The organism is Luteibacter sp. 3190 (assembly GCF_031456385.1).
Taxonomy (GTDB): Bacteria; Pseudomonadota; Gammaproteobacteria; order Xanthomonadales; family Rhodanobacteraceae; genus Luteibacter.
The window spans coordinates 635,255-659,506 of sequence record NZ_JAVDUO010000002.1; the positions used below are offsets into that span (position 1 = coordinate 635,255).

The following is a 24,252-nucleotide window of genomic DNA, read 5'->3' on the forward strand; positions in this document are numbered from 1 at the left end:
TGGTGGGGGCGTCGCTAGGGGAAGAAGTTGGCCACCGGCGAGAGCGGCTCGCTTTCCCAGGGGAAGGCCGCCCACAGCTCGGCCATGCTGCGTCCGTCGACGGGGTGGCGGACATCGGGCGCGATGTCGGCCATCGGCTTGAGGACGAACGCGTGGCGGAGCTCGCCGCGGGGCAGTTCGAGGTGCCCTTCCCCGCTGAGCACGAGGTCGTCGTACAGCACGATGTCGACGTCCAGCGTGCGGCTGGCGTAACGGTCGCCGCTGCGGACGCGGCCGTGGCGGTCCTCCAGCGCGTGCAGCCAGTCGTTGAGGTCTTCCGGACCGAGGTCGCTGTCGAGGCCGACCGCGAGGTTCAGGAAATCCGGACCGTCGAAGCCCACCGCCTTGCTCCGGTAGACCGGGGACACGTCGAGCGCGCCGAACCGCTCGCGCAGTTCCGCGACCGCCACGGCCAGCCAGTGCTCGGCATCGACGTTGGAACCGAGGCTGAGCCAGGCGCGACCCATGTCAGGCCACCTCCGCGATCGACTGTCGCAACGCGCCGACGCCGTCGCGGACGTCGCCGCCCGACGGCTGCTGGAACGGTCGCAGCCCGAAAGCCGGCAGGATCGCGATGAGGTGATCGAAGATGTCGGCCTGGATGCGCTCGTATTCGAGCCACACGACGGTGTTGGTGAAGCAGTAGATCTCCAGCGGCACGCCCTGGGGACCCGGGTCGCGCATGCGCACCATGCGGGTCATCGCGTCGTGCACATCGGGGTGCGCGGCGAGGTACGCCTCGGCATAGGCCCGGAACGCGCCGATGTTCGTCTGCCGCCGACGATTGACGGGCAGTTTGCCCGCCTCGCCGAGCGCCTCGTTCCAGCGACGGATGTCGTCGCGCTTGCGTGCGAGATAGGCCTTGAGCAGGTGTACGTTGCCGAAGGCCTCGATCTCGTCGTCTTCGAGGAAACGGATGCAGGCGGCGTCGATGTAGAGCTCGCGCTTGATGCGCCGGCCGCCCGACTCGGACATGCCACGCCAGTTCTGGAACGATTCGGAGATCAGTTTCCAGGTGGGCACGGTGACGATGGTGCGATCGAAATTGCGCACCTTCACCGTATGCAGCGTGATGTCGATGACGTCGCCGTCGACGCCCGCCGAGGCCATCGTGATCCAGTCGCCCACGCGCAGCATGTCGTTCGTGCTCAGCTGGATGCCGGCGACGAAGCCGAGGATGGTGTCCTTGAACACGAGTAGGAGCACGGCCGACATCGCGCCGATGCCGGAAAGCAGCAGGCCGATGCTCTGGTGCGTGAGCTTGGTGATCACGAGCACCAGCGCGACGATCCACAGCGCCAGCTGGAGCAGCTGCACCACGCCCTTGATCGAGCGTTTTCCGGCCGGCGTCGCGCTGTACAGCGATTCGAACGCCAGCAGCGCGCGGCCCATCGCGGCGATCACGCACACGATGATCCAGCAGACGGCGAGGTTGCGCACGAAGGTGGCGATGCCGTCGTCTTCGCGATGCAGGAGCACCCCGATGCCGTAGTAGACGACGATGGCCGGCAGCATGCGCGCCATCCAGCGGAACGCGCCGAACTCGTAGAGGGCGTCGTCCCAGCGCCAGGCCGTGTGCCGGGTCGCGGCGCGCACGACGCGATGCAGGAACAACCGGCCGAGCAGACCCACGAGCCACGCCGCGACGAACAGGCCGCCCACGAGGACCACGCGGCGCAGTTCGGGCGAGGCGATCGTCTCTTCGAGCATGCCCAGCATGGCGCCGAGGTCGATCATGCCGGACGCGTGCCGCGCTCGATCCGCACACCCACCGCGCGCGCGCCGCGCACGGCGCCGGGCTTGGAAAGCTTCAGGCGCACCCAGCTCACGCCGAACTCCTCGCGGACGATCTCCGCGCAGCGCTCGGCGAGCGTCTCGACGAGGCCGAAGCTCGTCGATTCCACGTACGCCTGCAGCCGCTTCGACACCGCCTTGTAGTTCAGCGTGTGCTCGATGTCGTCGCTCGCGGCCGGACGACGGTTGTCGAAGGCCATCTCGAGATCGAACGACAGCGTCTGCCGGATCCGGCGCTCCCAGTCGTAGATGCCGATGACCGCGTCGATGCGCAGGTCCTCGATGAAGACGATGTCCATGGAATCAGGGCGTGGAGGGGGTCGTACAGGGTCGGCGAGGTGCGGCGATTTCGCAAGTCGGCCTGGCCCGCTCCCACACCCCAGATGTCGTGGGAGCGCACCCGGGCGCGACCGCTTTTCGCGAGGAGCCGCATGGCCGCGGCCCCGGCGCGATCACGCCGCCGGCAGGCTCTCGAGATTCCAGCGCGGATGAACCTGGATGGTTTCGTCCTGATGCTGACCCGACGCGAGGCGGATGGCGCCGGCGAGCGCGATCATCGCGCCGTTGTCGGTGCAGAACGCGAGACGCGGGAAGTACACGCGGAACCCGTCCGCCTGCCCGGCCTGCGCCAGCTGCTCGCGCAGCCGCTTGTTCGCACCCACGCCACCGGCGATCACGAGGCGCTTCGCGCCCGTGGCCTCCAGCGCCCGGCGGCACTTGATGGCCAGCGTATCGACGATGGCCTCCTCGAAGCCGCGCGCGATGTCGGCCCGGGTTTGCTCGCTCTTGTCCGAGGCCTGCCAGGCCAGCAGCACCTGGGTCTTCAGGCCCGAGAAGCTGAAATCCAGCCCCGGGCGATCGACCATGGGCCGGGAGAAGCGAAACTTGCCCGGCGTGCCCTGCTCCGCCAGCTTCGCCAGCGCGGGACCGCCCGGGTACGGCAGGCCCATGAGCTTGGCCGTCTTGTCGAACGCCTCGCCCGCGGCGTCGTCCAGGGTGTCGCCGAGGATCCGGTATTCGCCGATGGCCTTGACCTCGACCAGCATCGAATGACCGCCGCTGACCAGGAGCGCCACGAACGGCGGTTCCGGGGGATCGTCCTCGAGCAGCGGGGCCAGCAGGTGTCCTTCCATGTGGTGGACGCCTATCGCCGGCACGCCGAGGGCCCAGGCCATGGCGCGGGCGGCGGAGGCCCCGACCAGCAGGGCGCCGACCAGACCCGGACCGGCCGTGTAGGCCACGCCGCCAAGGTCGGCGGGGGTGAGCCCGGCGCTCTTAAGGGCCTCGCGGACCAGCGGGAGCAGCTTGCGGACGTGGTCGCGGCTGGCCAGTTCCGGCACGACGCCGCCGTATTCGGCATGGAGGGCGATCTGGCTGAAAAGGGCATGGGAGAGCAGCCCGCGGCCCGGGTTTTCGGGGTCCCAGCGCAGCAGCGCGACGCCCGTCTCGTCACAGGACGTTTCCACCCCTAGCACGGGCTTTGAATTTTTCATTTCGATCACGTTATAATCCACGGCTCACCCGGTCTCACGGGTCAGTTTAAACAAGTGGAGTTTCCATGCCGAGCGTTAAAGTCCGCGAGAACGAGCCGTTTGAGCTTGCCCTTCGCCGCTTCAAGCGTACGTGCGAGAAGGCTGGCGTGCTGGCCGAAACGCGCAAGCGCGAATTTTACGAAAAGCCGACCCAGGAGCGTAAGCGCAAGCGCGCTGCTGCTGTGAAGCGCCACCTGCGCCGTCTGTCCCGCGACACGACGCGCCGGACCCGCATGTACTGATGCACCCGCCGGCCCCCGTGGCCGGGCTGGTGTCGCGGTTGGCGCGTTTATGCCGCTGCCGCGTTCAGGCGGAAATCCCGAGCCGGCTTTGCCGAAAGGTGAAGCCGGCTTTTCGTCGTCCTGGAGAAAAGAAATGAGCCTCAAGGCAAAGATCACCGAAGACATGAAGGCCGCCATGAAGGGCGGGGAAAAGGATCGCCTGGCCGTGATCCGCCTGGTCCAGGCCCAGATCAAGCAGCGTGAAGTCGACGAACGGATCGAACTGGACGACACCCAGGTGCTCGCCGTGCTCGAAAAGATGCAGAAACAGCGCCGCGACTCGATCGAGCAGTACGACAAGGCCGGCCGCGACGACCTGGCATCGATCGAACGCTACGAGATGGGCATCATCGACGGCTACCTCCCCGCCAAGCTGTCGGAGGCGGAGCTCGACGCCATCATCGCCGCCGCCATTGCCGAATCGGGCGCCACCTCGGCCCGCGACATGGGCAAGGTCGTGGCCCTGATCAAGGAAAAGGCCGCCGGCCGCGCCGACATGGCCGCCGTGGCGGGCAAGGTGAAGGCGAAGCTGGCCTGATCCGCCCGTAGGAGCGCGCCCTGCGCGCGACATGTTTTGGAGCCGTGCCCGCGAGCTGGCGCGCCAGCATCGGCGCAGCGGCGAAAAGCCGTCGCGCGCAGGGCGCGCTCCTACCGACGGCTCGCCGTGGTGGGGGCAACCTGCCCCTTTCACGACACCCCCACGTTCACGTCCGCATCCTCCCCCACGCGACTGGCGGGTGTTCCTCCGGCGCCTGACGGAGGTCTCCCATGCTCAAGTACGCCATCATCTTCGGCCTCATCGCCCTGGTCACCGGCGCGCTCGGCTTCAGCCGGGTCTCGGGGATCGCCGCGACGATCGCCAAGGTCTGCTTCGCCATCTTCCTGATCCTCTTCGTGCTCGCGATCCTCGCCGTCATCGGCGTGTTCCACATGGCGTTCTGACGAGTCCGCCAGACTCCATACGGAAGCGGATGCGTGGCATCCTAGGGGGCTCATGCGTGGCCGTATCCCCGACAATTTCATCGATGAGCTCCTGACCCGCGTCGACATCGTCGACGTGATCGAACGGCGCGTCCCGCTGAAGAAGGCGGGGCGCGAATGGACGGCCTGCTGCCCGTTCCACAACGAGCGCTCGCCCTCGTTCTATGTCAGCCCCCAGAAGCAGTTCTTCCATTGCTTCGGCTGCGGCGCCCACGGCAGCGCGATCAAGTTCATCATGGACTACGACCGCCTCGAATTCCCCGACGCCATCGAGGAACTCGCCCAGTCGGTCGGCCTGAAGGTGCCCTACGAGGGCGCTCGCGACGACAAGCCGCGCGAGGACCGCAGCGACCTCTACACGCTGCTCGACGAGGCGGCCAGCTTCTACCAACGCGAGCTCGGCAACAGCGCCGAGGCACGGTCGTACATCGACCGGCGCGGACTCGACGACGAGATCGTGAAGCGCTTCCGCATCGGCTGGGCGCCGGCGGGTTTCGACGGCGTGCTCAAGGCTCTCGGCAGCACCGACCGGCGGCGCCAGCTGCTCAACGAGGCCGGCATGGTGGCCAGCAACGAGCGCGGCAACCGCTACGACCGCTTCCGCGAGCGCGTCATGTTCCCGATCCTCGATCGCCGTGGCCGCGTGATCGCCTTCGGCGGCCGCGTGCTGTCGTCCGAGCAGAGCCCGAAGTACCTCAATTCGCCGGAAACCCCGCTTTTCCACAAGGGTCGCGAGCTGTTCGCCCTGTGGCAGGTGAAGCAGGCGAACCAGACCCTCACCCGGATCATGGTGGTCGAGGGCTACATGGACGTCATCGCCCTGCACCAGGCCGGCCTGCCCATCGCCGTGGCCACCCTCGGCACCGCGACCACACCGGAGCATGCCGAAGTCCTCTTCCGCGCCGCTCCCGACGTCTACTTCTGCTTCGACGGCGACCGCGCCGGCCGGCAGGCCGCGTGGCGTGCGCTGGAGTCGATCCTCCCGCGCATGCGCGACGGCCGCCAGGCGCACTTCCTCTTCCTGCCCGATGGCGAGGATCCGGACACACTGGTCCGCAAGGAAGGCAAGGAGGGCTTCGAGAAGCGCATGACCGACGCGATGCCGATGTCGGAGTACTTCTTCGAGGAACTGGCCCGCGATGTGGATACCTCGAAGATCGATGGCCGGGCCCGCCTGGCCGAACGGGCGCGACCGCTTATCGCGCGCCTGCCGGACGGCGCGTTCCGCGACCTGATGGGCCAGGAACTGCAGCGGCGCACCGGCGCCCGCGCCGTGCTCGAGGCCGAGCCGGAGGCGAATGCCCGTCTTGCCCAGGCCCGTCCGGCTAACGTGCAGCGCAGCCTCGTCCGCAGCGCCATCACGCTGCTGCTCGCGCAGCCGGCGCTGGCCGAGGAGGTCGAGCCGCCCTACGCCTTCCTGCGCCTGGACCGACCGGGGGTCGGCCTGCTCGCCGAACTCGTCGACGTGGCCCGTGCGCGCCCCGGCATCAACCCGGCCGTGCTCGTCGAGCACTTCATGGATCGGCCCGAGTACGCGTCGCTGCAGAAGCTCATGGCCGCCGAGGTGATCGGCGAGGCGGACATGCAGCGCGTCGAATTCCTCGACGCGCTGGCCCAGATGCAGCGCCAGGCCACGACGCAACGTCGCGAGTACCTGATCGCCCGCGCGCGCGAAGGCGTGCTCGACGACACCGAAAAAGCCGAACTTCGCGTGCTCCTGGCGGCCCGCGCGACCCCCGCACCCATGGATGGCGAATGATGCATCGCACCGCAGCCGTAACGCGATCCGTGGGATCATCCCGACTTCGTACCTCCAGGGGACCGGCCCCAGCCGGCTTCGCGCACCACTGATGGACCTGCTCAACGACCTCGTCGATTTCTTCGGAAGGAACGGCTACCTCGCCGTCTTCTTCGCGCTGATGCTCTGCGGGGCGGGCCTGCCGCTGCCCGAGGACATCACGCTCGTGGCCGGCGGCATCATCACGGGCCTGGGCTACGGCGACGTCCACACCATGGTCGGCGTCGGCATGGCGGGCGTGCTGGTGGGCGATTCCACGATGTTCCTGCTCGGTCGTCATTTTGGCGGCCGGATCATGAGCTGGCGGTTCGTGGCGCGACTGCTGACGCCCGAGCGCTATGCCAAGGTGCAGGAGAAGTTCGAGCGCTACGGCAATCGCATGATGTTCGTCGCGCGGTTCCTGCCCGGCATGCGCACCGCGGTATTCATCACCGCCGGCGCCACGCATCGTGTCGGCTTCTTCCGCTTCCTCCTCCTCGATGGACTGGCGGCCGCCATCAGCGTGCCGATCTGGGTGTACCTCGGGTATTTCGGCGCGCACAACCACGAGTGGCTGGCGATGTGGATCCACCGCGGCCAGACGGGCGTATGGCTGGCCATCGCCGGCGCGCTGCTGGCCCTCGGCGTGATCTGGTGGCGGCGCAAGCGCGCGGCCCGCGACTGCGGCTGAAGCGCCACCCCCACCCTTCGGTAGGCGATCGTCACGCCGCGGGCGCGAGCTCCGAGGTGAGCCATGCGCGGAACGTCGCCAGCTCCTCGCGATCGGCCGCGTCGCGTGACACCGCAAGGTAATACGTGTGCTGGAGCGGTAGCGGAAGGCGGAACGGCTCCACCAGGCGTCCGGCCGCGAGGTCGTAGGCCACCAGCAGTTCCTGCGCCAGCGCCACGCCCTGCCCCTCGATGGCGGCCTGCAGCATCATCGTGCCGTCGCCGAACCCCATCTCCCGCGATACCGGCCCCGGCTCCACGCCAGCCCGCTCGAACCACTGGTCCCAGCTGACCGCCGCGGCCGCGCGACGCCCCGGGCGTTCGTGGAGGAGCATCTGCGCGGCGAGATCCTCGGGTCCGCGCAGCGCGCCCGCGAGCGATGGCGCGCACACCGGCGTGTAGCCGCTCACCACGAGGATGGACTGCTCCACACCTTCGACGACGCGATCGTCGACGGAGAGGTCCCACGTGCCCTCGTCGCCACCGTCGGTCACGACCTCGACGGCGATCGCCGGGTGCCGCGCGAAGAACCGAAAGAGCCGTGGCACGAGCCACTTCGTACCGAACGTCGGGGGAACGGCGACCCGCAACGAGGCGTCGCGCTGCCCCATCAGCTGATCCGTGGCATGTTGCAGCGCACGAAACGCGTCGCGAATACGGGGAAAATAGTTCTCGCCGGCCGCCGTCAGCGAGAGCCGATTGTTGCTCCGCACAAACAGCGGCGTGCCGAGGTACGACTCCAGCAATTTGACTTGCGCACTGACCGCCGCGGCCGTCAGCGAGAGTTCCTCGCCGGCCTTCGTGAAGCTCATATGCTGCGCTGCAAGCTCGAACACGCGCACGGCATGGAGGGGTAGCGAGCGCTTCATTGCGGACTCATTCAAAAAAACTTGGGGAAACCCCGAAGAAATTCTAGTTTGCCTGCCTTGTCAGGCAACGCCAAGAATCCGGGGCGATTTCGAGCGGACCATCGATGAACATCCTCACGATCGACACCGGCACCACCAACACGCGGGTCACCGTCTGGAAGGACGGCGACGTCGCCGGTCAGGCCGCCCGCCAGGTCGGCGTGCGCGACACCGCGATCACCGGCAGCAAGACGAAGCTCGAAGAAGGCGTGCGCGAGACGATCGGCGAGGCGCTGGCGACGGCGTCGCTCGGCGAAGCCGACATCGGCCGCGTGATCGCCTCGGGCATGATCACATCGAACGTGGGTCTCTGCGAGATTCCGCACGTACCCGCCGCCGCCGGCATCGGCGACCTCGCCGGCGCGATGCGCGAAAGCCTCGTGCCCAACGTGTGGCGCGATCCGATCTGGTTCGTTCCCGGCGTGCGCAACGCCGTCGATCACATCGGCCTGCACAACTGCGAGGCGATGGACATGATGCGCGGCGAGGAGGTCGAATCCTTCGCGCTGGTGGAGCGCCTCGGCATCGACGAACCCACCGTCATCGTGCTGCCGGGTTCGCATTCCAAGTTCGTCAGCATCGACGGCAAGCGGCGCATCGAGGGCTGCGTCACCACGCTCGCCGGCGAACTGCTGCACGTGATCTCGCACGACACGATCCTCGCGGGGTCGCTGAAGGAAGGTTTCGCGAAGCAGGTCGACACGGACATGCTGCTGGCGGGCGCGAACTCGGCGAAGAAGATCGGTCTCGGCCGCGCCTGCTTCAGCGTGCGCATCCTCGACCAGTTCGCCGTGTACGACGCCAACGCGCGCGCCAATTTCCTGCTCGGTGCCGTCCTCGGCTCCGATCTGCTGACGCTGAAGAATTCCAGCGCCATCCGCATGAGCCCGGGCACCCGCTTCGTCATCAGCGGCAAGCCGATCCTGCGCGAAGCCATCGCCCGCCTGGTCGAAGGCGACGACTTCTTCTCCGGCACCGTCACGGTGCTGGACGACGACGACCAACGCGACCTCGCGGGCTACGGCGCCATCGCCGTCGCGCGCGAACGCGGCCTGGTCGACTGACTGAATCCAAGAGGAGGGACCGCATGAAGAACAAGATCGCCACTGGCCTCAAAGTGCTCGCACTGGCCCTGACGCTTTCCGCCTGCTCGTCGGGCGGCAACGACCAGGTCAAGATCGGCTTCGTCGTGAAGCAGCCCGAGGAACCGTGGTTCCAGGACGAATGGAAGTACGCCGAACAGGCGGCGAAGGAAAAAGGCTTCACGCTGGTTAAGATCGGCGCGCCGGACGGCGGCCAGGTGCTTACCGCCATCGACAATCTCAAGTCGCAGCATGCGCAGGGCTTCATCATCTGCACGCCCGACGTGAAGCTGGGCCCCTCCATCGTCGCCAAGGCGAAGGCGGATGGCCTGAAGCTCATGACGGTCGACGACCGCCTCGTCGACGGTTCGGGCAACGCGATCGACACGGTCCCGCACATGGGCATCTCGGCCTCGAAGATCGGCGAGCAGGTCGGCCAGGCGATCGCGGACGAAATGAAGAAACGCGGCTGGAATCCGGAAGAGACCGGCGCCCTGCGCATCTCCTACGACCAGCTGCCGACCGCGAAGGAGCGTACCGACGGCGCGATCGCCGCGCTGACCGCCGCGGGCTTCCCGACCGCCAACATCGTCAACGCCCCGGAAGCCAAGACGGACACGGAGAACGCGTTCAACGCCGCGAACATCGCCATCACGCAGAATCCGAAGTACAAGCACTGGGTCGCGTTCGGTCTCAACGACGAGGCCGTGCTGGGTGCCGTGCGTGCCGCCGAGGGTCGCGGTTTCCGTGCCGACAACATGATCGGCGTGGGCATCGGCGGCAGCAACTCGGCGCTCAACGAGTTCGCCAAGGGCGAGCCGACCGGCTTCTTCGGCAGCGTGCTGATCAGCCCGAAGCGCCACGGCTATGAGACCTCGGTGAACATGTACGAGTGGATCAAGAACGACAAGGCGCCGCCGCAGCTGACGCTGACCACCGGCCAGCTGATCACCAAGGCCAACTCGGCCGAGGTGCGCAAGGAAATGGGGCTCTGACGATGACGGATGCTCCGCGCCTCGAGTTCCGCCACATCGGGAAGAGCTTCCCGGGCGTGCGCGCGCTCTCCGACGTCGGCTTCAGCGTGCGCGCCGGCAGCGTGCACGGCCTGCTCGGCGAGAACGGCGCGGGCAAGTCGACGATGATGAAGATCCTCGGCGGGGAATACATCCCCGACGAGGGCGAGGTGGCGATCGACGGTCGCGCGATGGACTTCCGCAAGGCCGCCGACGCGATCGACGCGGGCGTCGCGGTCATCCACCAGGAACTCCAGTACGTACCCGAACTTTCGGTGATGGAGAACCTGTTGCTCGGCCGCCTGCCGACGCGCTTCGGCCTCGTCGACCGGCGCCGCGCGCTGGCGTGGACGCGCGAACGCCTGGACGCGCTCGGCGTCGACCTCGATCCGCGCGCGAAGCTCAAGGCGCTCTCGATCGGCCAGCGGCAGATGGTCGAGATCGTGAAGGCGATCCTCCGCGACGCGAAGATCCTCGCGCTCGACGAACCCACCAGCTCGCTGTCGCATCGCGAGACCGAGGTGCTGTTCCGCCTCGTGCGCGACCTCCGCGCGCAGGGCAAGGCGATGATCTACATCTCGCACCGCCTCGACGAGATCTTCGAACTGTGCGACGCCGCGACGATCTTCCGCGACGGCCGCAAGGTGGCCGACTTCGACACGCTCGACGGCGTCACGCGCGACACCCTCGTGCAGCGCATGGTCGGCCGCGACATCGGCGACATCTGGGGCTACCGGTCCCGCGAGCATGGCGACATCCGCCTCTCCGTGAAGAACGTCTCGGGCCGCGCCGTGCAGCAGCCGGTGAGCTTCGAGGTGAAGGCGGGCGAGATCGTCGGCTTCTTCGGCCTCGTCGGCGCGGGCCGTTCGGAGATCATGCGCGTCATCTACGGCGCCGACCGCCGCCTCACCGGCGACGTCGCCGTCGACGGCCAGCCAGTGAAGCCGTCGCAGATCCGAGACGCCATCCGCCACGGCCTGGTGCTGTGCCCGGAGGATCGCAAGGAGGACGGCATCATCGGCGTCCGCTCCGTCTCCGAGAACATCAACATCAGCGCGCGGCGCAACCATCTCGTCGCCGGACTCTTCGTCAACGACCGCGTAGAGGCGAAGACCGCCGACGGTTACATCGACCGCCTGCGCATCCGCACGCCGCACCGCCGGCAGGAAATCCGCCTGCTCTCCGGCGGCAACCAGCAGAAGGCCGTGCTCTCGCGCTGGCTGGCGGAGCGCGACCTGCGCGTGCTGATCGTCGACGAACCCACGCGCGGCATCGACGTCGGCGCCAAGAACGAAATCTACAACGTGCTCTACGAGCTGGCCGGGCGCGGCGTGGCGGTGGTGATGATCTCGAGCGAACTGCCGGAAGTGCTCGGCGTGTCCGATCGCGTGATCGCCATGTGCCGCGGACGCATCGTCGCCCAGTTCAGCCGAGACGAGGCGAACGAGGCCAACGTCCTCGCCGCCGCCCTCCCCGAAGGCGCCAGCGCCACCCCCACGCCTGCCAGGTAAGACAGCCCATGACCGAGTCCTCCGCCGCCGCCATCGGCGCCACCCGCGACACCCCGGCCACGCGCCGCCGCGCCCTGTTCTGGCAGGTCGTCGACGACTACAGCCTGATCCTGATCTTCATCGCGCTGTTCGCGGTGCTCAGCGCCTCGGTGCAGTACTTCTTCTCGTGGGACAACATGGTCGGCCTGCTGCTGTCCGTGTCGCAGATCGGCATGGTGTCGTGCACCATGATGTTCTGCCTCGCGTCGCGCGACTTCGACCTCTCGGTCGGCTCGACCGTCGCGTTCGCGGGCGTGTTCTGCGCCATCGTCGCCAATGCCACCGGCAGCGTCGCGATCGGCGTCGCGGCGAGCCTCGCCGCGGGCGCGCTGGTCGGATTCGTCAACGGCGCGGTGATCGCCAAGCTCAAGATCAACGCCCTGATCACCACGCTGGCGACGATGGAAATCGTGCGCGGCCTCGCCTTCATCAGCTCGCACGGCCAGGCCGTGGGCGTCAGCAACGAAGCCTTCTTCACGCTCGGCAGCGCCTCGGTGCTCGGCCTGCCGGTGCCGGTCTGGGTCACGCTGGCCTGCTTCGTCGTCTTCGGCGTGCTGCTCAACAAGACCATCTACGGCCGCAATACGCTGGCGATCGGCGGCAACCCGGATGCCTCGCGCCTCGCCGGCGTCGCGGTCGACCGCGTGCGCATCGCCATCTTCCTCATCCAGGGCGTGATCGCCGCGCTCGCGGGCATCATCCTCGCCTCGCGCATGACCAGCGGCCAGCCCAACGCGGGCGAAGGCTTCGAACTCAACGTGATCTCCGCCTGCGTGCTGGGCGGCGTGTCGCTCATGGGCGGCCGGGCGAGCATCAGCGGCGTGATCGTTGGCGTTCTCATCATGGGCACCGTGCAGAATGCGATGAGCCTCATGAACATCGACGCCTTCTACCAGTACCTCGTCCGTGGCACGATCCTGCTGATCGCGGTGCTGGTGGACCAGCTCAAGAACCGCAGACAGGCCCGCTGATGACCGATACCTTCAAACCGCTGTCCGGCCACCGCCAGGCCCATGCCGAAGGCGTGATCTGGGACGACCTCACCCAACGCGTCCGCTGGACCGACATCGCCACGTCGACGCTGTACGCCTACGACCCGGAAACGGGTCACATCGACGAGCACACGCTACCCGCACGTGTCTGCTGCTTCGCGCTCACGCACGAGCCGGGCGTGCTGCTGCTGGCCATGGAGAAGCAGGTGGCGCGCTTCTATACGCAGGACGGCAGGCTGCAGGTGCTGGCGGACATCGAGCCCGACCTGGCCGGCATGCGCGCCAACGACGGGCGCTGCGACCGCGCCGGCAACTTCGTCTTCGGCACGCTCAACGAATCCGGCCCGCGCAACGACGACGGAAGCCCCGCGAAGATCGCCTCGTTCTGGCGTTTCACGCACGACGGCCGGCTCCACCGCCTCGCGCTGCCCAAGGCCGCCATCACCAACAGCATCTGCTTCAGCCCCGACGGCGGCACGATGTACTTCACCGATTCGCCCACCGCGCAGATCATGGCGTGCGACTACGATGCCGCCACGGGTGACGTCGCCAACATCCGCGTGTTCGCCGGGCTGCGCGCGGGGATGGAGCCGGATGGCTCGACCGTCGACGCCGAGGGCTACGTCTGGAACGCGGAATGGGGCGCGTCGCGCGTCGTGCGCTATGCGCCGGACGGCCGCATCGACGCCACCATCGATCTTCCGGCGCGGCAGCCCAGCTGCGTCAGCTTCGCAGGAAAGGATCTCGACCGCATGGTCATCACGTCAGCCAACAAATACCTCGCCGAAGTGGAGCCGTTCGACGGCGCCATCTTCATCGGCACGCCGCCGCGTGGCCGCGGCCTTCCCGAAGCCCGCTACGGCCACGAGGTGCGCGCATGAGCGCCGGCATGCAGCCCGATCCGCGCACGACGCCCCTGCCCCGCCTCGCCGGCAAGGTCGCCATCGTCACCGGTGCCACGCAGGGCATCGGCGCCGCCACCGCGAAGCTCTTCGCCGCGCATGGGGCGTCGGTCGTCCTGAACGTGCTCGAGGACAACGCGCAGTCACGCGAGACGCTCGCGGGACTGAACACCGACAAGGCCATGCTCTTCGAGGCCGACGTCACGCACCCCGACGCCATCCAGCGGATGGTCGACGCCGCGACCGAGCGTTTCGGCGCGCCCGACGTGCTGGTGAACAACGCGGGCATCAACGTCTTCAACGATCCCCTGTCCCTGAGCGACGAGGAATGGACGCGCTGCTTCGAGGTCGACCTCAAGGGCGCCTGGAACTGCGCGAAGGCCGTGCTGCCGGGCATGCTCGGCCTCGGTCGCGGCAGCATCGTCAACATCGCCTCGGTGCACGGCCACAAGATCATTCCGCACTGCTTCCCCTACCCCGTGGCGAAGCACGGCCTGATCGGCCTGACCAAGGCGCTGGGCATCGAATACGCCGCGCGCGGCATCCGGGTGAATTCGATCTCGCCGGGGCTCGTGCTCACCGCCATCGCCGAGGCCGGCTTCGCCGCGGCGCCGGACCCGGAGGCCGAGCGCCGCAAGCAGACCGAGATCCTGCCCAACAAGCGCATCGGGACACCGGAAGAAATCGCGTACACCGCGCTCTTCCTCGCCTCCGACGAAGCCCGTTACATCAATGCCGCCGACATCCGCATCGACGGTGGCCGTTCCCAGCTCTATCACGAGTGATCCCCATGGCCTGGCCCACCGCCCTCCCTCTCGTCGCGATCCTGCGCGGCATCACGCCCGACGAAGCCGTCGACCACGTCGAGGCGCTGATCGCCGAGGGCTTCGACGCCATCGAGATCCCCCTGAACTCGCCCGACTGGCGGCGCAGCATCCCGCTGGCCGTGCAGGCAGCGGGTGACCGCGCGCTGGTAGGCGCGGGCACGGTGCTCACCCCGGAACTCGTCGACGAGGTCGCCGACCTGGGCGGCCATCTGCTGGTGACCCCGAACACGGACGCGGCGGTCGTACGCCAGGGCATCAAGCGCGGCATGTACGCGTCCATCGGCTTCGCGACGCCCAGCGAGGCCTTCGTGGCCCTGGCCGCGGGAGCCCAGTCGCTGAAGCTGTTCCCGGCGTCCAACCTGGGCCCGGGGTACATCCGCTCGATCCGCGCGGTGCTGCCGCCGGACGTGCCCCTGCTGGCGGTCGGCGGCGTCACGCCCGACAATCTGGGCCAGTACCTGGACGCCGGCTGCATCGGCGCGGGACTCGGCAGCGATCTGTACAAACCCGGACAGCCGGTCTCGCGCACGCGCGAGCGCGCCGCCGCCTTCGTCAAAGCCTACCGCTCGGTCTGAACATGAAAGTCACCCGGATCACCACGTACCGCGTTCCTCCCCGCTGGATGTTCCTCAAGATGGAGACCGACGAAGGCATCGTCGGCTGGGGCGAGCCGGTGGTCGAAGGCCGGGCGCGCACCGTCGAGGCCGCCGTCCAGGAGCTCTCCGAGTTCGTGATCGGCAAGGATCCGGCGCGCATCAACGACATCTGGCAGACGATGTACCGCGGCGGTTTCTATCGCGGCGGCGCGGTCTTCATGAGCGCGATGGCCGGCATCGACCAGGCGCTGTGGGACATCAAGGGCAAGGCGCTCGGCGCACCCGTCTACGAACTGCTCGGCGGCCGCGTGCGCGATCGCATGAAGACGTACTGCTGGGTGGGCGGCGACCGGCCCGCCGACGTCATCGCGCAGATCCGCGAACGCCTCGCGCACGGCTTCGACACGTTCAAGATGAACGGCTGCGAGGAGATGGGCATCATCGGATCGAGCAAGGCCGTGGACGCGGCGGTGGGCCGCGTCGCGGAAATCCGGGAAGCCTTCGGCAACACCATCGAGTTCGGCCTGGACTTCCATGGCCGCGTGTCCGCGCCCATGGCCAAGGTGCTGGTCAAGGAACTGGAGCCCTTCCGCCCGCTCTTCATCGAAGAACCGGTGCTCGCGGAACAGGCCGAGTACTACCCGCGCATCGCCGCGCAGACGTCGATTCCGATCGCCGCCGGCGAGCGCATGTATTCGCGCTTCGAGTTCAAGCACGTGCTCGAGCGTGGCGGCATCTCCATCATCCAGCCCGACCTCTCGCACGCCGGCGGCATCACCGAATGCGTGAAGCTCGCCGCGATGGCCGAAGCCTACGACGTGGCCTTCGCGCCGCATTGCCCGCTCGGCCCCATCGCGCTCGCGTCGTGCCTCCACGTCGACTTCGTCGCCTGGAACGCCACGCTGCAGGAGCAGAGCATCGGCATCCACTACAACCGCGGCGGCGAAGTGCTCGACTACGTCGTGAACAAGGACGCCCTGAAGCTCGACGAGGGCGGCTACGCGCATCCGTTCACGGCACCCGGCCTCGGTATCGAGGTCGACGAGGCATTGGTGATCGAACGCAACCGCGACGTCGCCGACTGGCGCAATCCGCTGTGGCGGCACCCGGATGGGTCGGTCGCGGAGTGGTGAACCGTTCGTCCAACCGGAATCGCCGATGCGATCGGCGATCCACGCTAGCGAATGAGCCGGGTCTCGCCCAGGCCCAGCCCGTCCAGCCGATACTCTCCGATCGATTCACGGATCAGCCGCAACGTCGGCAATCCCACCGCCGCCGTCATGCGCCGCACCTGCCGGTTGCGCCCCTCGCGCAGCACGATGCGCAGCCACGCATCCGGCACCGTCTTGCGGAAACGCACGGGCGGATCGCGGGGCCATAGCCAGTCGGGTTCGTCGATGGCCTCGACACCCGCGGGGAGCGTCGGCCCGTCGTTGAGGGTGACGCCGCGACGGAGGCGTTCGAGTGCTTCCTCCGTCGGCGTCCCCTCGACCTGCACCACATACGTCTTCGGTTGCTTGTGCTTCGGGTCCGCCAGCCGGTGCTGCAGCTTGCCGTCGTCGGTCAGCAGCAGCAGGCCTTCGCTGTCGTGGTCCAGCCGTCCGGCGGCGTACACGCCCTTCTGCGTCACGAAGTCGGCCAGCGTGCGCCGGCCGCCTTCGTCGGTGAACTGGCAGAGCACCCCGAAGGGCTTGTTCAACGCGAGCAGCACTTATTTCGCGGAAGCAGGCTTCACGAAGCGCAGGGTCATGCGGTCCGACTCGCCGATCGCCTGGTACTTCGCCTTGTCCGTCTCGCCCAGTTCGAGCACCGGCGGAAGCGTCCACACGCCCTTCGGATGATCGTGGTTGTCCTTCGGATTGGCGTTGACCTCGCTCTGGCCGTCCAGCCGGAAGCCGGCGTCGGTCGCGAGCTTGATCACGTAATCGGTCGGCAGGTAACCCGAGTTCACCACGTCGTCGACCTTCTTGCCCTTGTCGGCGCGATGGTCTTCGACACCGAGGACGCCGCCGGGCTTGAGCACCGCGAAGAACGCCTTGAACATCGCCTCGGCCGTGCCGTCCGCGGCCCAGTTGTGCACGTTGCGGAAGGTCAGCACCATGTCCGCCGAGCCGGGCTTGCCGAGGTCCGGCGCCTTGTGATCGAACTCGCGGATCTCGGCCAGCTTGTACTGGGCCGGCTTGTCCGCGAACTTGTTCTTCATCGCCGTCACGCCCTTCGAGCCCTTCTCGATGGCGGCGACGTAATGGCCGTTGGGGTTGAGGTACGGCGCGAGGATCTCGGTGTACCAGCCGCCCGACGGATAGATCTCGATCACCGTCATGTCCGGACGGACGCCGAAGAACTTCAGGGTCTCCGCCGGATGGCGGTACTTGTCGCGCGCCACGAACGCGGGCGTGCGCCAGGTGCCGGCGACGGCCTTGTCGATCAGGGCGGCGCTGGCCGTGCCCGCGCTGGCCGGGGCCGTGGGCGCGGCGGGCTGGTCGGCCTGGAAGGCCTGCGCGCCGACCGACACGGCGAGACCGATCACACTGGCGATGACGAACTTCTTCATGGCGCGTACCGATGCGTTGGGATGGTGGGCGGGAAGGCTAGCATGCCCCCCGCGGTGGTAGGAGCGGACCTGGCCGCGACGGCTACGTGCCGGGCGGAACACGGCCTGAGCGTGTCGCGAAAAGCTGTCGCGGCCAGGTCCGCTCCCACGAAAGAGGGTATTCGCGGTTCGTGCGTGCATTCCCACGGAATCGCGACGCGGGATCGTGGATGATGCGCGTTCCCCCGAAGGACTCCCCATGCGGCCCCATCTTCGTCCCCTCGCCGGCGGCATCCTGCTCGCGCTCTGCACGGCCGCGGCCGCGCAGGAGGCTCGTCTCGCTCCCGTCGTGGTCACGGCGACCCGCAGCGAGCAGTCGCCTTACGACATCCCGGCCGCCATCGATGTCGCGGCGACGCCGCCCGATGGCTCGCTCGACGTGAACCTCTCGGAACGCGTCCAGGCGATCCCCGGCATCGTGGCGCGCGACCGGCAGAACTACGCGCAGGATGCCCAGGTGTCGATCCGCGGCTTCGGCGCGCGCTCGACCTTCGGCATCCGGGGCGTGCGGCTCTACACGGACGGCATCCCTGCCACGATGCCCGACGGCCAGGGGCAGGTGTCGCATTTCAACCTCGACTCCGCCGACCGCGTCGAAGTGTTGCGCGGGCCGTTCTCGGCGCTCTACGGCAACGCGTCGGGCGGCGTGGTGCAGCTGTTCACCGCCGACGGCACGCAGCCGCCGGAGCTGCGCTTCGGCGTCGCGGGCGGGAGCAACGGGAACTTCCGTTCGTCGGTCAATGCGCGGGGCGTCGAAGGTCCGGTCGACTACAACGTCGACGTCACCCACTTCCGCACCAGCGGCTATCGCGACCACAGCGCCGCGCGACGCGAATCGGGCAACGCGAAGATCGGCTGGAAGATCGACGAGGACGCGAAGCTCACCCTCGTCCTCAACGCCCTCGACGTGCCGGACGCGCAGGATCCGCTGGGCCTGACGCGCGCGCAGTACGAGGCCGATCCCCGCCAGGTGGCCGCCGTGGCGAACACGTTCGACACGCGCAAGTCGGTGGACCAGCAACAGGCCGGCCTCATCTACGATCAGCGCCTCGACGACGCGAACAGCCTTCGCGTGATGGGCTATTACGGCAGGCGCAGCGTGTTGCAGTACCTGTCGATCCCGGTGGCGACGCAGTCATCGCAGCCGGGCAATTCGGGCGGCGTGGTGGATCTGGGCAACGAATACGGCGGCGGCGACGCGCGCTGGACGTGGCGCGACACGCTCGCCGGCCGGCCGTTCGAGATCGCCGCCGGTGTGGCCTACGACAACCAGACGCAGCATCGGCAGGGTTACGAGAATTTCGTGGGCCGCTCGCTCGGCGTGCGTGGCGCGAAGCGGCGCGACGAGATCGACCGCGTGTTCGACTTCGACCAGTACGCCCAGGCCACCTGGCGGGTCGCCGACGACTGGACGCTGATGGGTGGCGCGCGCCACAGCGAGGTCCGCTTCCGTTCGACGGACCGCTACATCGCCGCCGGCAACCCGGACGACAGCGGCAGCGTGACGTACTCGGCGACCACGCCGGTCTTCGGCGTGCTCTGGCGAGCGGCGCCCTGGCTGCACGCCTACGCGAACTGGGGACGCGGCTTCGAGACGCCGACGTTCTCGGAACTCGGCTACCGCGCGGATCGTGGCGCGGGCCTGGCGTTCGACCTGAAACCCTCGCATTCGCGGAACGAGGAGATCGGCATCAAGCTGCGACCCACCGACCGCGTCCAGGCGGGCCTCGCGGTCTACCGCGCGGACAGCGACGACGAACTCGCCGTCGCGACCAACCTGGGCGGCCGCACGACTTACCAGAACATCGCCAGCTCGCGCCGGCAGGGCGTGGAGCTCTCGTTCGATGGCGAGCTCGCGCGCGACCTGCACCTGGTCGCGGCCTATACGCGGATCCAGGCCAGCTTCCGCTCGCCGTTCCTCACCTGCGTGTCGGCCGGCTGCGCCGCGCCCGACACGCCGGTCGCCGCCGGTACGCGCATTCCCGGCGTGCCGCGCTCGAGCGGCTACGCCGCGCTGAAGTACGGCGCCGATCGCGGCTGGCAGGCCGGCGTCGACATGAGCGCGATGGGTTCGACGTCCGTCAACGACCTCGGTACGGAGTCGGCGCCAGGCTACGCGCTATTCGGCGTGTCGGGTGGCTACGTCTTCGACGACGGACCGTGGCGCGTGAACACGTTCGCGCGCGTGGACAACGTCGCGGACCGGCATGTCGTCGGTTCCGTGATCGTCAACGACGGCAACGGGCGTTACTACGAGCCGGCACCGGGGCGGACGCTGCTGGTGGGCGTGGACGTGCGCTGGCGATAAGGGACGCCGTCGCGACGCCATCGCCGATACGATCGGCTCCCACCCTCCGGTAGCCACGCTTTCGGGGCCTCCTATCCCGAGATCGCGAGGCGTTCGGAGCGGTACATCGTCGCCGTGGCCCAGATGGCGAGGATCGCCGCGGTGAAGCCACCGGCCATGCACAGGCCGATCTCCCACGCCGTCATGCCGTCGCCGCGAAGGAGCTGCACGATGCCGAGGTTCTGTCCGAGCAGCGGCACCGCGTACATCCAGGGCTCGGCGCGGATGGCGACGACCGACAGCAGCAGGCTCGGCAGCACGGGGATGATCATCAGCACCGAGAGGTAGGTCTGCGCTTCGCGGTAGCTTCTGGCGAACGCGGAGACCAGCGACTGCAACGCGGCGAGCAGCAGGATCATGGGAAGCATGAGCAACACGACCTGCGAGCCGAAGCGCCAGCCCAGATCCAGCGCGATGCCGATCTTCTCCGTCGGGATGAACCAGGGCGCGGTCGCGAAGGCCGCGACGCTGAGCAACAGGCTGACCAGGGCGAACGTGCAGATCGCGCCGAGCTTCCCGGCCAGGATCTGCCAGCGTGGCACCGGATTGACGAACAGCGGCTCGAGCGACTGCCGTTCGCGTTCGCCGGCGGTTAGGTCGATCGCTAGGTACATGCCGCCCAGGAACACGGTGAGCACGAAGAAGTACGGCAGGAAGGAGAACATGAGCGCGGAACGCGACTGGGACGTCGCCTGGTCGCGGTCCGCGACCTGCACGGGCCACGCCGTGTTCGGCGACATGCCGCGTGCGATCAGCCGCATCGCGCCTTCGCGCCGGCCGTAGCTTTCGACGAGGCCGCGCACGCGCACGATGGGCGCGGACGCGTCGCGTCGCGACGAGTCGTAGATCAGCTCCACCTGCACGGGCTGTCCCTTCGCCCAGGCCTCGGGATAACGCGGCGAGATCCGGACCACGACGTCGGTGCGCTGCTCGCGTACCGCGTTCTCGGGGTCGGGAATCGCCGGGCCGGCGTCGATGCTCGCGCTCTTGAGCGCGGCGACGAGGTTGGGCGCGAGTTCGGCGCCGATGACCGGCACGGTCAGAGGCCGGTCCGTCTTCGCCAGTTCGCGAGTGACCATCACGTTCATCAGCATGATGAACATCACGGGGCCGAGCAACGGACCGGTGACGAGCGCACTGATCAACGTGCGGCGATCGCGCAGGTTCTCCCGCACTTCCTTCCAGTAGACCGTGGAGAAAGCCGTCATGCCGCGAGCCCCTCGTCCGTGCCGATGATCTTCACGAAGGCGTCCTCGAGCGTCGCCTCGCCCGTCTGTTCGAGCAGCATCGCTGGCGCCTCGTCGGCGACGACGCGCCCGTGCGCGATCACGACGATGCGATCGCAGAGCGCCGCGACCTCCTGCATGATGTGGCTGGAGAAGAGCACGCAGCGCCCCTCGTCCTTCAGTTGCCGCATGAAGCGGCGCATCGCGCGCGTCGCCATGACGTCCAGCCCGTTGGTCGGCTCGTCCAGCAGCACGTTGCGCGGATCGTGGACGAGCGCGCGTGCGATGGCGGTCTTCACGCGCTGCCCCTGCGAGAAGCCCTCCGTCCGGCGCGTCGCGATGTCGCGCATCTCCAGCGCGTCGATCAGCGCCTCGCGACGGTCGCGCAGCAGGGCCGGCGGCAGCCCGTGGAGCCGGCCGAAGTAATCGATGTTCTCCGAAGCCGTCAGGCGCTTGTACAGGCCGCGCGCGTCGGGAAGGACGCCCAGCTGGCGGCGCACGGCATCCGGATCCACCGCCGCGTCCACGCCGTCGACGAGCACCTGGCCGGCGTCCGGCTTCATCAGCGTGTAGAGCATGCGCAGCGTCGTGGTCTTGCCTGCGCCGTTGGGACCGAGCAGGCCGGTGATCTCTCCGTCGCGGGCGACGAAACTCACACCGTTGACCGCGCGCACCTCGCCGAACGACTTGTGCAGATCCCTCACCTCGATCATGGCGTGGCTCCGTTGAATCCGACGAATACGGGCAAGGGCCTCAGGCGGTCCAGACAGCTCACGTCCAGCCCCTTCGCGTCGGCCTTGTCGATGAAGCGCTCGAGCACGCGCGGCATGCAGCCTCGCGCCACGACGTTGTGGCCCTGCCCTTTCAGCACGAGGTGGCGGCCGTTCGGCAGTCCCTTCACCACGTCGTCGCCGTAGCGGGGCGGGGTCACCGGATCGAACTCGCCGGACATCAGCAGGGCCGGCACGTCGCTCTTCAGCGGCGCGTGGAAGTTCTCCGGGCGCTCGCCGTGCGGCCATACCGAGCAGGCCGCGCGGAAGGCCTCGATGAGCGTGTCGCCAAGAATCGTGTCCCTGTCCTGCGGCCGCGGCTGGAGAAGGTCGGCGTCCTCCGTGCAGATGACCGAGTACTGCATGCCGCCGTCCATCGTGTCGCCGAGATCGCCGGTGAGCAGCTTCGCCTGCCCGAGCAGCGGGCCGACGTCGCCGTGTGCCGCCGCGTCGATCGACAACGGGAGCAGCGCGGCGGTTTCGGGCGAATAGGCGAACATGCGCACCACCGTCGCGAGCGAGAACTCGCTGAGCACGCGCTGCACCGAGGAATAGTCCTGCGGATCGCGGAACGTCACCTTGTGCGGGTTCGCGCGCAGCGCGTCGCGTAGCTGGTAGAGCGTCTGGTAAGGATCGTTGAAGCGCTTGCGGCAGGCTTCATCGGCGTGGCAGCGCGCGAACTGCGCCTTCAGCGCCGCGTCGAGGTTCACCGCGAAATCCTCGCCCAGCACCAGACCGTTCGGCGCGACGCCGTCGAGGATCAGCGTGCGCAGCCCGTCGGGGTGACGCATCGCGTATTGCTGCGCCACGCGCGTCCCGTACGAAACCCCGAGCAGATCCAGCTTCGGCGAGCCCAGCGCGCGGCGCACGTCTTCAAGATCGGCGACGGCGTCGGTCGTCGTGTAGAAGCGCACGTCGGCGTCCTTCGACAGCTGGCCGAGGCAGGCCCGCGTTTCCTTCCGCACCGCTTCCGCGTCGAAGCCATGCGCCTCGTCCGCCCCGGCCGGCGCGCCCGGCCCGGCGTCCCGGCAGCTCAGGGGATGCGAGCCGCCGGTGCCGCGCTGGTCGAGCAGCAGCACGTTGCGATGCTGCAGCACGGGCCCCATCGCGGTGGCGATCGCGGGATAGCTTTCCGCGGCCGACTGCCCGGGTCCGCCCGCGATGAATGCCACGATGTCGCTCGCCGGCACCTGCGCGCTGCTGCGCACGAGCGCGAGCTGCAAGGCGATGTGGCGTCCCTTGGGATTCGCACGGTCCTCGGGCACGTCGAAGGGTGCGCACCACGCGGCGGTCGACAGCCCCGAATGCGCCTGCGGCAATTCGCACGGCTTCAGCTCGACCGACCCGACGCGCCACACGCGCGGTGGCGCCGGCCGCGTGACGGCGGGCGGCGACGGGCTCGCGGACGGCTCGCCGTGCGCTTTCGTCCACTGGCGTCCCGAGAGGACGGCCGCCACGATGGCGACGACGATGGCGATCCGTGGTGGTCGCTTCATGACGGTCATTCCCCGGGAGTGAAGATCGATTCGATGGAAAGGCCGAACAGCCGCGCGATGCGGAACGCCAGCGGCAGGCTCGGATCGTACTTGCCGGTCTCGATCGCGTTGACGGTCTGCCGCGACACGTCGAGGTGCTCGGCGAGGTCCGCCTGCGACCAGCCGAGCTCGCCGCGGAGTTCGCGGACGCGGTTGATCATTGGTCGCGGTAGTGCCGCAGGACGGCGCACTTCGCCACGCCAAAGCAGAACAGCAGCGTCGGCAGTACCCAGATGGCGACGGTCTCGGCCGCCGGTGACGGAAGCACTCCCGCGCTGAGCAGCATGCCGTAGGTGAAGAAGCCGAAGGTGCCGACGCTCCCGCCGATGGCGATGGACACGAGATCGACCCGTCGTTCGAACTCGTCCTGGTCACGAATGACGCGCACCATCGCCCGGATGAGGAAGCCGACGGGAACGACCGGAAGCAGCGTCACCACGGCGCGCGGGAGTGTGCCCTCGAGGGTCTTCAGCCACATCGTCGAAGCGAGGATCAGCACCGTGTAACCCAGCATCGCCGGGACGAACTCCCGCATGTACCGCTTGTGCACCGCTCGCATCGTCCCGCCCCTGGTGTCAGACGTGTCAAGCACGCTTGACATCATCCTGCGCGCTCTCGCGGGGCGTGTCAAGCAGCCTTGACATGGCGTTGTGCACTTTCGGCATCGCTAGGCCGATCCGGCAGCGTGGCCGGAATTTCACATGCGGCGACCGCGCGCGCACCGATTCTTGCAGCCGAAGGAACCACGTCCCGCAACGCCGGTGTTCCGGCGTGCGCC

Annotated in this window: 26 protein-coding genes; 14 read left to right on the plus strand and 12 right to left on the minus strand. The window is 68.3% G+C overall.

Annotation, left to right across the window (positions count from 1 at the left end; translation table 11 throughout):
* Nucleotides 1–14: 14 nt before the first annotated feature.
* The 4 genes from folK to tsaD all read right to left on the minus strand — a co-directional run bounded on the left by folK (nt 15) and on the right by tsaD (nt 3,326).
* Entirely contained in the window at nt 15–506 is a 492-nt protein-coding gene (gene folK / locus J2X58_RS12755) for a 2-amino-4-hydroxy-6-hydroxymethyldihydropteridine diphosphokinase (RefSeq protein WP_310048609.1), read from the minus strand.
* Nucleotide 507: 1 nt separating this feature from the next.
* Nucleotides 508–1,776 carry a mechanosensitive ion channel domain-containing protein gene (locus J2X58_RS12760; RefSeq protein ID WP_310048612.1) on the minus strand — a complete coding sequence of 423 codons (1,269 nt, stop codon included), beginning with the start codon at nt 1,774–1,776 and terminating at the stop codon, nt 508–510.
* Nucleotides 1,773–2,132: a dihydroneopterin aldolase gene (folB, locus tag J2X58_RS12765; protein WP_090056070.1), complete on the minus strand. Its 360-nt coding sequence runs from the start codon at nt 2,130–2,132 to the stop codon at nt 1,773–1,775. Before folB ends, J2X58_RS12760 begins: the two co-directional genes overlap by 4 nt.
* Before the next feature lie 153 nt (nt 2,133–2,285).
* Nucleotides 2,286–3,326 carry a tRNA (adenosine(37)-N6)-threonylcarbamoyltransferase complex transferase subunit TsaD gene (tsaD, locus tag J2X58_RS12770; RefSeq protein ID WP_090057057.1) on the minus strand — a complete coding sequence of 347 codons (1,041 nt, stop codon included), beginning with the start codon at nt 3,324–3,326 and terminating at the stop codon, nt 2,286–2,288.
* A gap of 65 nt (nt 3,327–3,391) precedes the next feature.
* Here tsaD and rpsU point away from each other — a divergent pair, with 65 nt between their 5' ends.
* The 5 genes from rpsU (at nt 3,392) to J2X58_RS12795 (ending at nt 7,095) form a co-directional block, all read left to right on the plus strand.
* Nucleotides 3,392–3,607, plus strand: coding sequence for a 30S ribosomal protein S21 (gene rpsU, locus J2X58_RS12775; RefSeq protein WP_029213735.1), 216 nt, complete (start codon nt 3,392–3,394; stop codon nt 3,605–3,607).
* A 133-nt stretch (nt 3,608–3,740) separates the two neighbouring features.
* Entirely contained in the window at nt 3,741–4,184 is a 444-nt protein-coding gene (locus tag J2X58_RS12780) for a GatB/YqeY domain-containing protein (RefSeq protein WP_090056068.1), read from the plus strand.
* Nucleotides 4,185–4,414: 230 nt separating this feature from the next.
* Nucleotides 4,415–4,588 carry a DUF1328 domain-containing protein gene (locus tag J2X58_RS12785; RefSeq protein WP_090056066.1) on the plus strand — a complete coding sequence of 58 codons (174 nt, stop codon included), beginning with the start codon at nt 4,415–4,417 and terminating at the stop codon, nt 4,586–4,588.
* 52 nt (nt 4,589–4,640) lie between these two features.
* Nucleotides 4,641–6,386 (plus strand): DNA primase, encoded by a 1,746-nt coding sequence (gene dnaG / locus J2X58_RS12790; RefSeq protein WP_310048615.1) that lies wholly within the window; start codon nt 4,641–4,643, stop codon nt 6,384–6,386.
* 91 nt (nt 6,387–6,477) lie between these two features.
* Entirely contained in the window at nt 6,478–7,095 is a 618-nt protein-coding gene (locus J2X58_RS12795; protein WP_090056061.1) for a DedA family protein, read from the plus strand.
* 31 nt (nt 7,096–7,126) lie between these two features.
* On the opposite strand, the gene J2X58_RS12800 is transcribed toward J2X58_RS12795, so the two are convergent.
* A complete protein-coding gene (locus J2X58_RS12800) occupies nt 7,127–8,002 on the minus strand; it encodes a LysR substrate-binding domain-containing protein (protein WP_090056059.1) in 876 nt (291 codons plus the stop codon).
* A gap of 104 nt (nt 8,003–8,106) precedes the next feature.
* On the opposite strand from J2X58_RS12800, the gene J2X58_RS12805 reads away from it, so the two are divergent.
* The 8 genes from J2X58_RS12805 to dgoD are packed head-to-tail and all read left to right on the plus strand — an operon-like array spanning nt 8,107 to nt 16,136.
* Nucleotides 8,107–9,105 (plus strand): 2-dehydro-3-deoxygalactonokinase, encoded by a 999-nt coding sequence (locus J2X58_RS12805; RefSeq protein ID WP_090175278.1) that lies wholly within the window; start codon nt 8,107–8,109, stop codon nt 9,103–9,105.
* Between the two features lie 23 nt (nt 9,106–9,128).
* Nucleotides 9,129–10,118 (plus strand): arabinose ABC transporter substrate-binding protein, encoded by a 990-nt coding sequence (locus J2X58_RS12810; protein WP_090056055.1) that lies wholly within the window; start codon nt 9,129–9,131, stop codon nt 10,116–10,118.
* 2 nt (nt 10,119–10,120) lie between these two features.
* Nucleotides 10,121–11,647 carry an L-arabinose ABC transporter ATP-binding protein AraG gene (gene araG, locus J2X58_RS12815; protein WP_310048619.1) on the plus strand — a complete coding sequence of 509 codons (1,527 nt, stop codon included), beginning with the start codon at nt 10,121–10,123 and terminating at the stop codon, nt 11,645–11,647.
* A gap of 8 nt (nt 11,648–11,655) precedes the next feature.
* Nucleotides 11,656–12,657, plus strand: coding sequence for an L-arabinose ABC transporter permease AraH (gene araH, locus J2X58_RS12820; protein WP_090056051.1), 1,002 nt, complete (start codon nt 11,656–11,658; stop codon nt 12,655–12,657).
* A complete protein-coding gene (locus J2X58_RS12825) occupies nt 12,657–13,559 on the plus strand; it encodes an SMP-30/gluconolactonase/LRE family protein (RefSeq protein ID WP_310048620.1) in 903 nt (300 codons plus the stop codon). Before araH ends, J2X58_RS12825 begins: the two co-directional genes overlap by 1 nt.
* Nucleotides 13,556–14,365, plus strand: a complete 810-nt coding sequence (locus J2X58_RS12830; RefSeq protein ID WP_310048622.1) for an SDR family oxidoreductase — start codon at nt 13,556–13,558, stop codon at nt 14,363–14,365. The genes J2X58_RS12825 and J2X58_RS12830 overlap by 4 nt, the downstream gene beginning before the upstream one ends.
* A gap of 5 nt (nt 14,366–14,370) precedes the next feature.
* Nucleotides 14,371–14,982, plus strand: coding sequence for a 2-dehydro-3-deoxy-6-phosphogalactonate aldolase (locus J2X58_RS12835; protein WP_310048624.1), 612 nt, complete (start codon nt 14,371–14,373; stop codon nt 14,980–14,982).
* Nucleotides 14,983–14,984: 2 nt separating this feature from the next.
* Nucleotides 14,985–16,136, plus strand: a complete 1,152-nt coding sequence (gene dgoD, locus J2X58_RS12840; protein ID WP_310048625.1) for a galactonate dehydratase — start codon at nt 14,985–14,987, stop codon at nt 16,134–16,136.
* Nucleotides 16,137–16,180: 44 nt separating this feature from the next.
* Here dgoD and J2X58_RS12845 read toward each other — a convergent pair whose 3' ends face one another.
* Entirely contained in the window at nt 16,181–16,714 is a 534-nt protein-coding gene (locus J2X58_RS12845; RefSeq protein ID WP_090175274.1) for a pseudouridine synthase, read from the minus strand.
* Complete coding sequence (locus J2X58_RS12850) at nt 16,715–17,557, minus strand: class I SAM-dependent methyltransferase (RefSeq protein ID WP_090175273.1); 843 nt, start codon at nt 17,555–17,557, stop codon at nt 16,715–16,717.
* 238 nt (nt 17,558–17,795) lie between these two features.
* Between J2X58_RS12850 and J2X58_RS12855 the strand changes: the two genes are divergently transcribed.
* Nucleotides 17,796–19,904 (plus strand): TonB-dependent receptor, encoded by a 2,109-nt coding sequence (locus J2X58_RS12855; RefSeq protein ID WP_310048627.1) that lies wholly within the window; start codon nt 17,796–17,798, stop codon nt 19,902–19,904.
* Nucleotides 19,905–19,975: 71 nt separating this feature from the next.
* On the opposite strand, the gene J2X58_RS12860 is transcribed toward J2X58_RS12855, so the two are convergent.
* Genes J2X58_RS12860 through J2X58_RS12880 form a run of 5 tightly spaced genes read right to left on the minus strand, consistent with a single transcriptional unit; the run spans nt 19,976 to nt 24,009 of the window.
* Nucleotides 19,976–21,151 (minus strand): ABC transporter permease, encoded by a 1,176-nt coding sequence (locus tag J2X58_RS12860; protein WP_310048629.1) that lies wholly within the window; start codon nt 21,149–21,151, stop codon nt 19,976–19,978.
* A complete protein-coding gene (locus J2X58_RS12865) occupies nt 21,148–21,882 on the minus strand; it encodes an ATP-binding cassette domain-containing protein (RefSeq protein WP_310048630.1) in 735 nt (244 codons plus the stop codon). Before J2X58_RS12865 ends, J2X58_RS12860 begins: the two co-directional genes overlap by 4 nt.
* Nucleotides 21,879–23,435 carry an alpha/beta fold hydrolase gene (locus tag J2X58_RS12870; protein WP_310048632.1) on the minus strand — a complete coding sequence of 519 codons (1,557 nt, stop codon included), beginning with the start codon at nt 23,433–23,435 and terminating at the stop codon, nt 21,879–21,881. The genes J2X58_RS12865 and J2X58_RS12870 overlap by 4 nt, the downstream gene beginning before the upstream one ends.
* 5 nt (nt 23,436–23,440) lie before the next feature.
* On the minus strand, nt 23,441–23,635 hold the full coding sequence (locus J2X58_RS12875) for a helix-turn-helix transcriptional regulator (protein WP_310048633.1): 195 nt from the start codon (nt 23,633–23,635) through the stop codon (nt 23,441–23,443).
* A complete protein-coding gene (locus tag J2X58_RS12880; protein WP_310048634.1) occupies nt 23,632–24,009 on the minus strand; it encodes a hypothetical protein in 378 nt (125 codons plus the stop codon). The genes J2X58_RS12875 and J2X58_RS12880 overlap by 4 nt, the downstream gene beginning before the upstream one ends.
* Nucleotides 24,010–24,252: the final 243 nt, after the last annotated feature.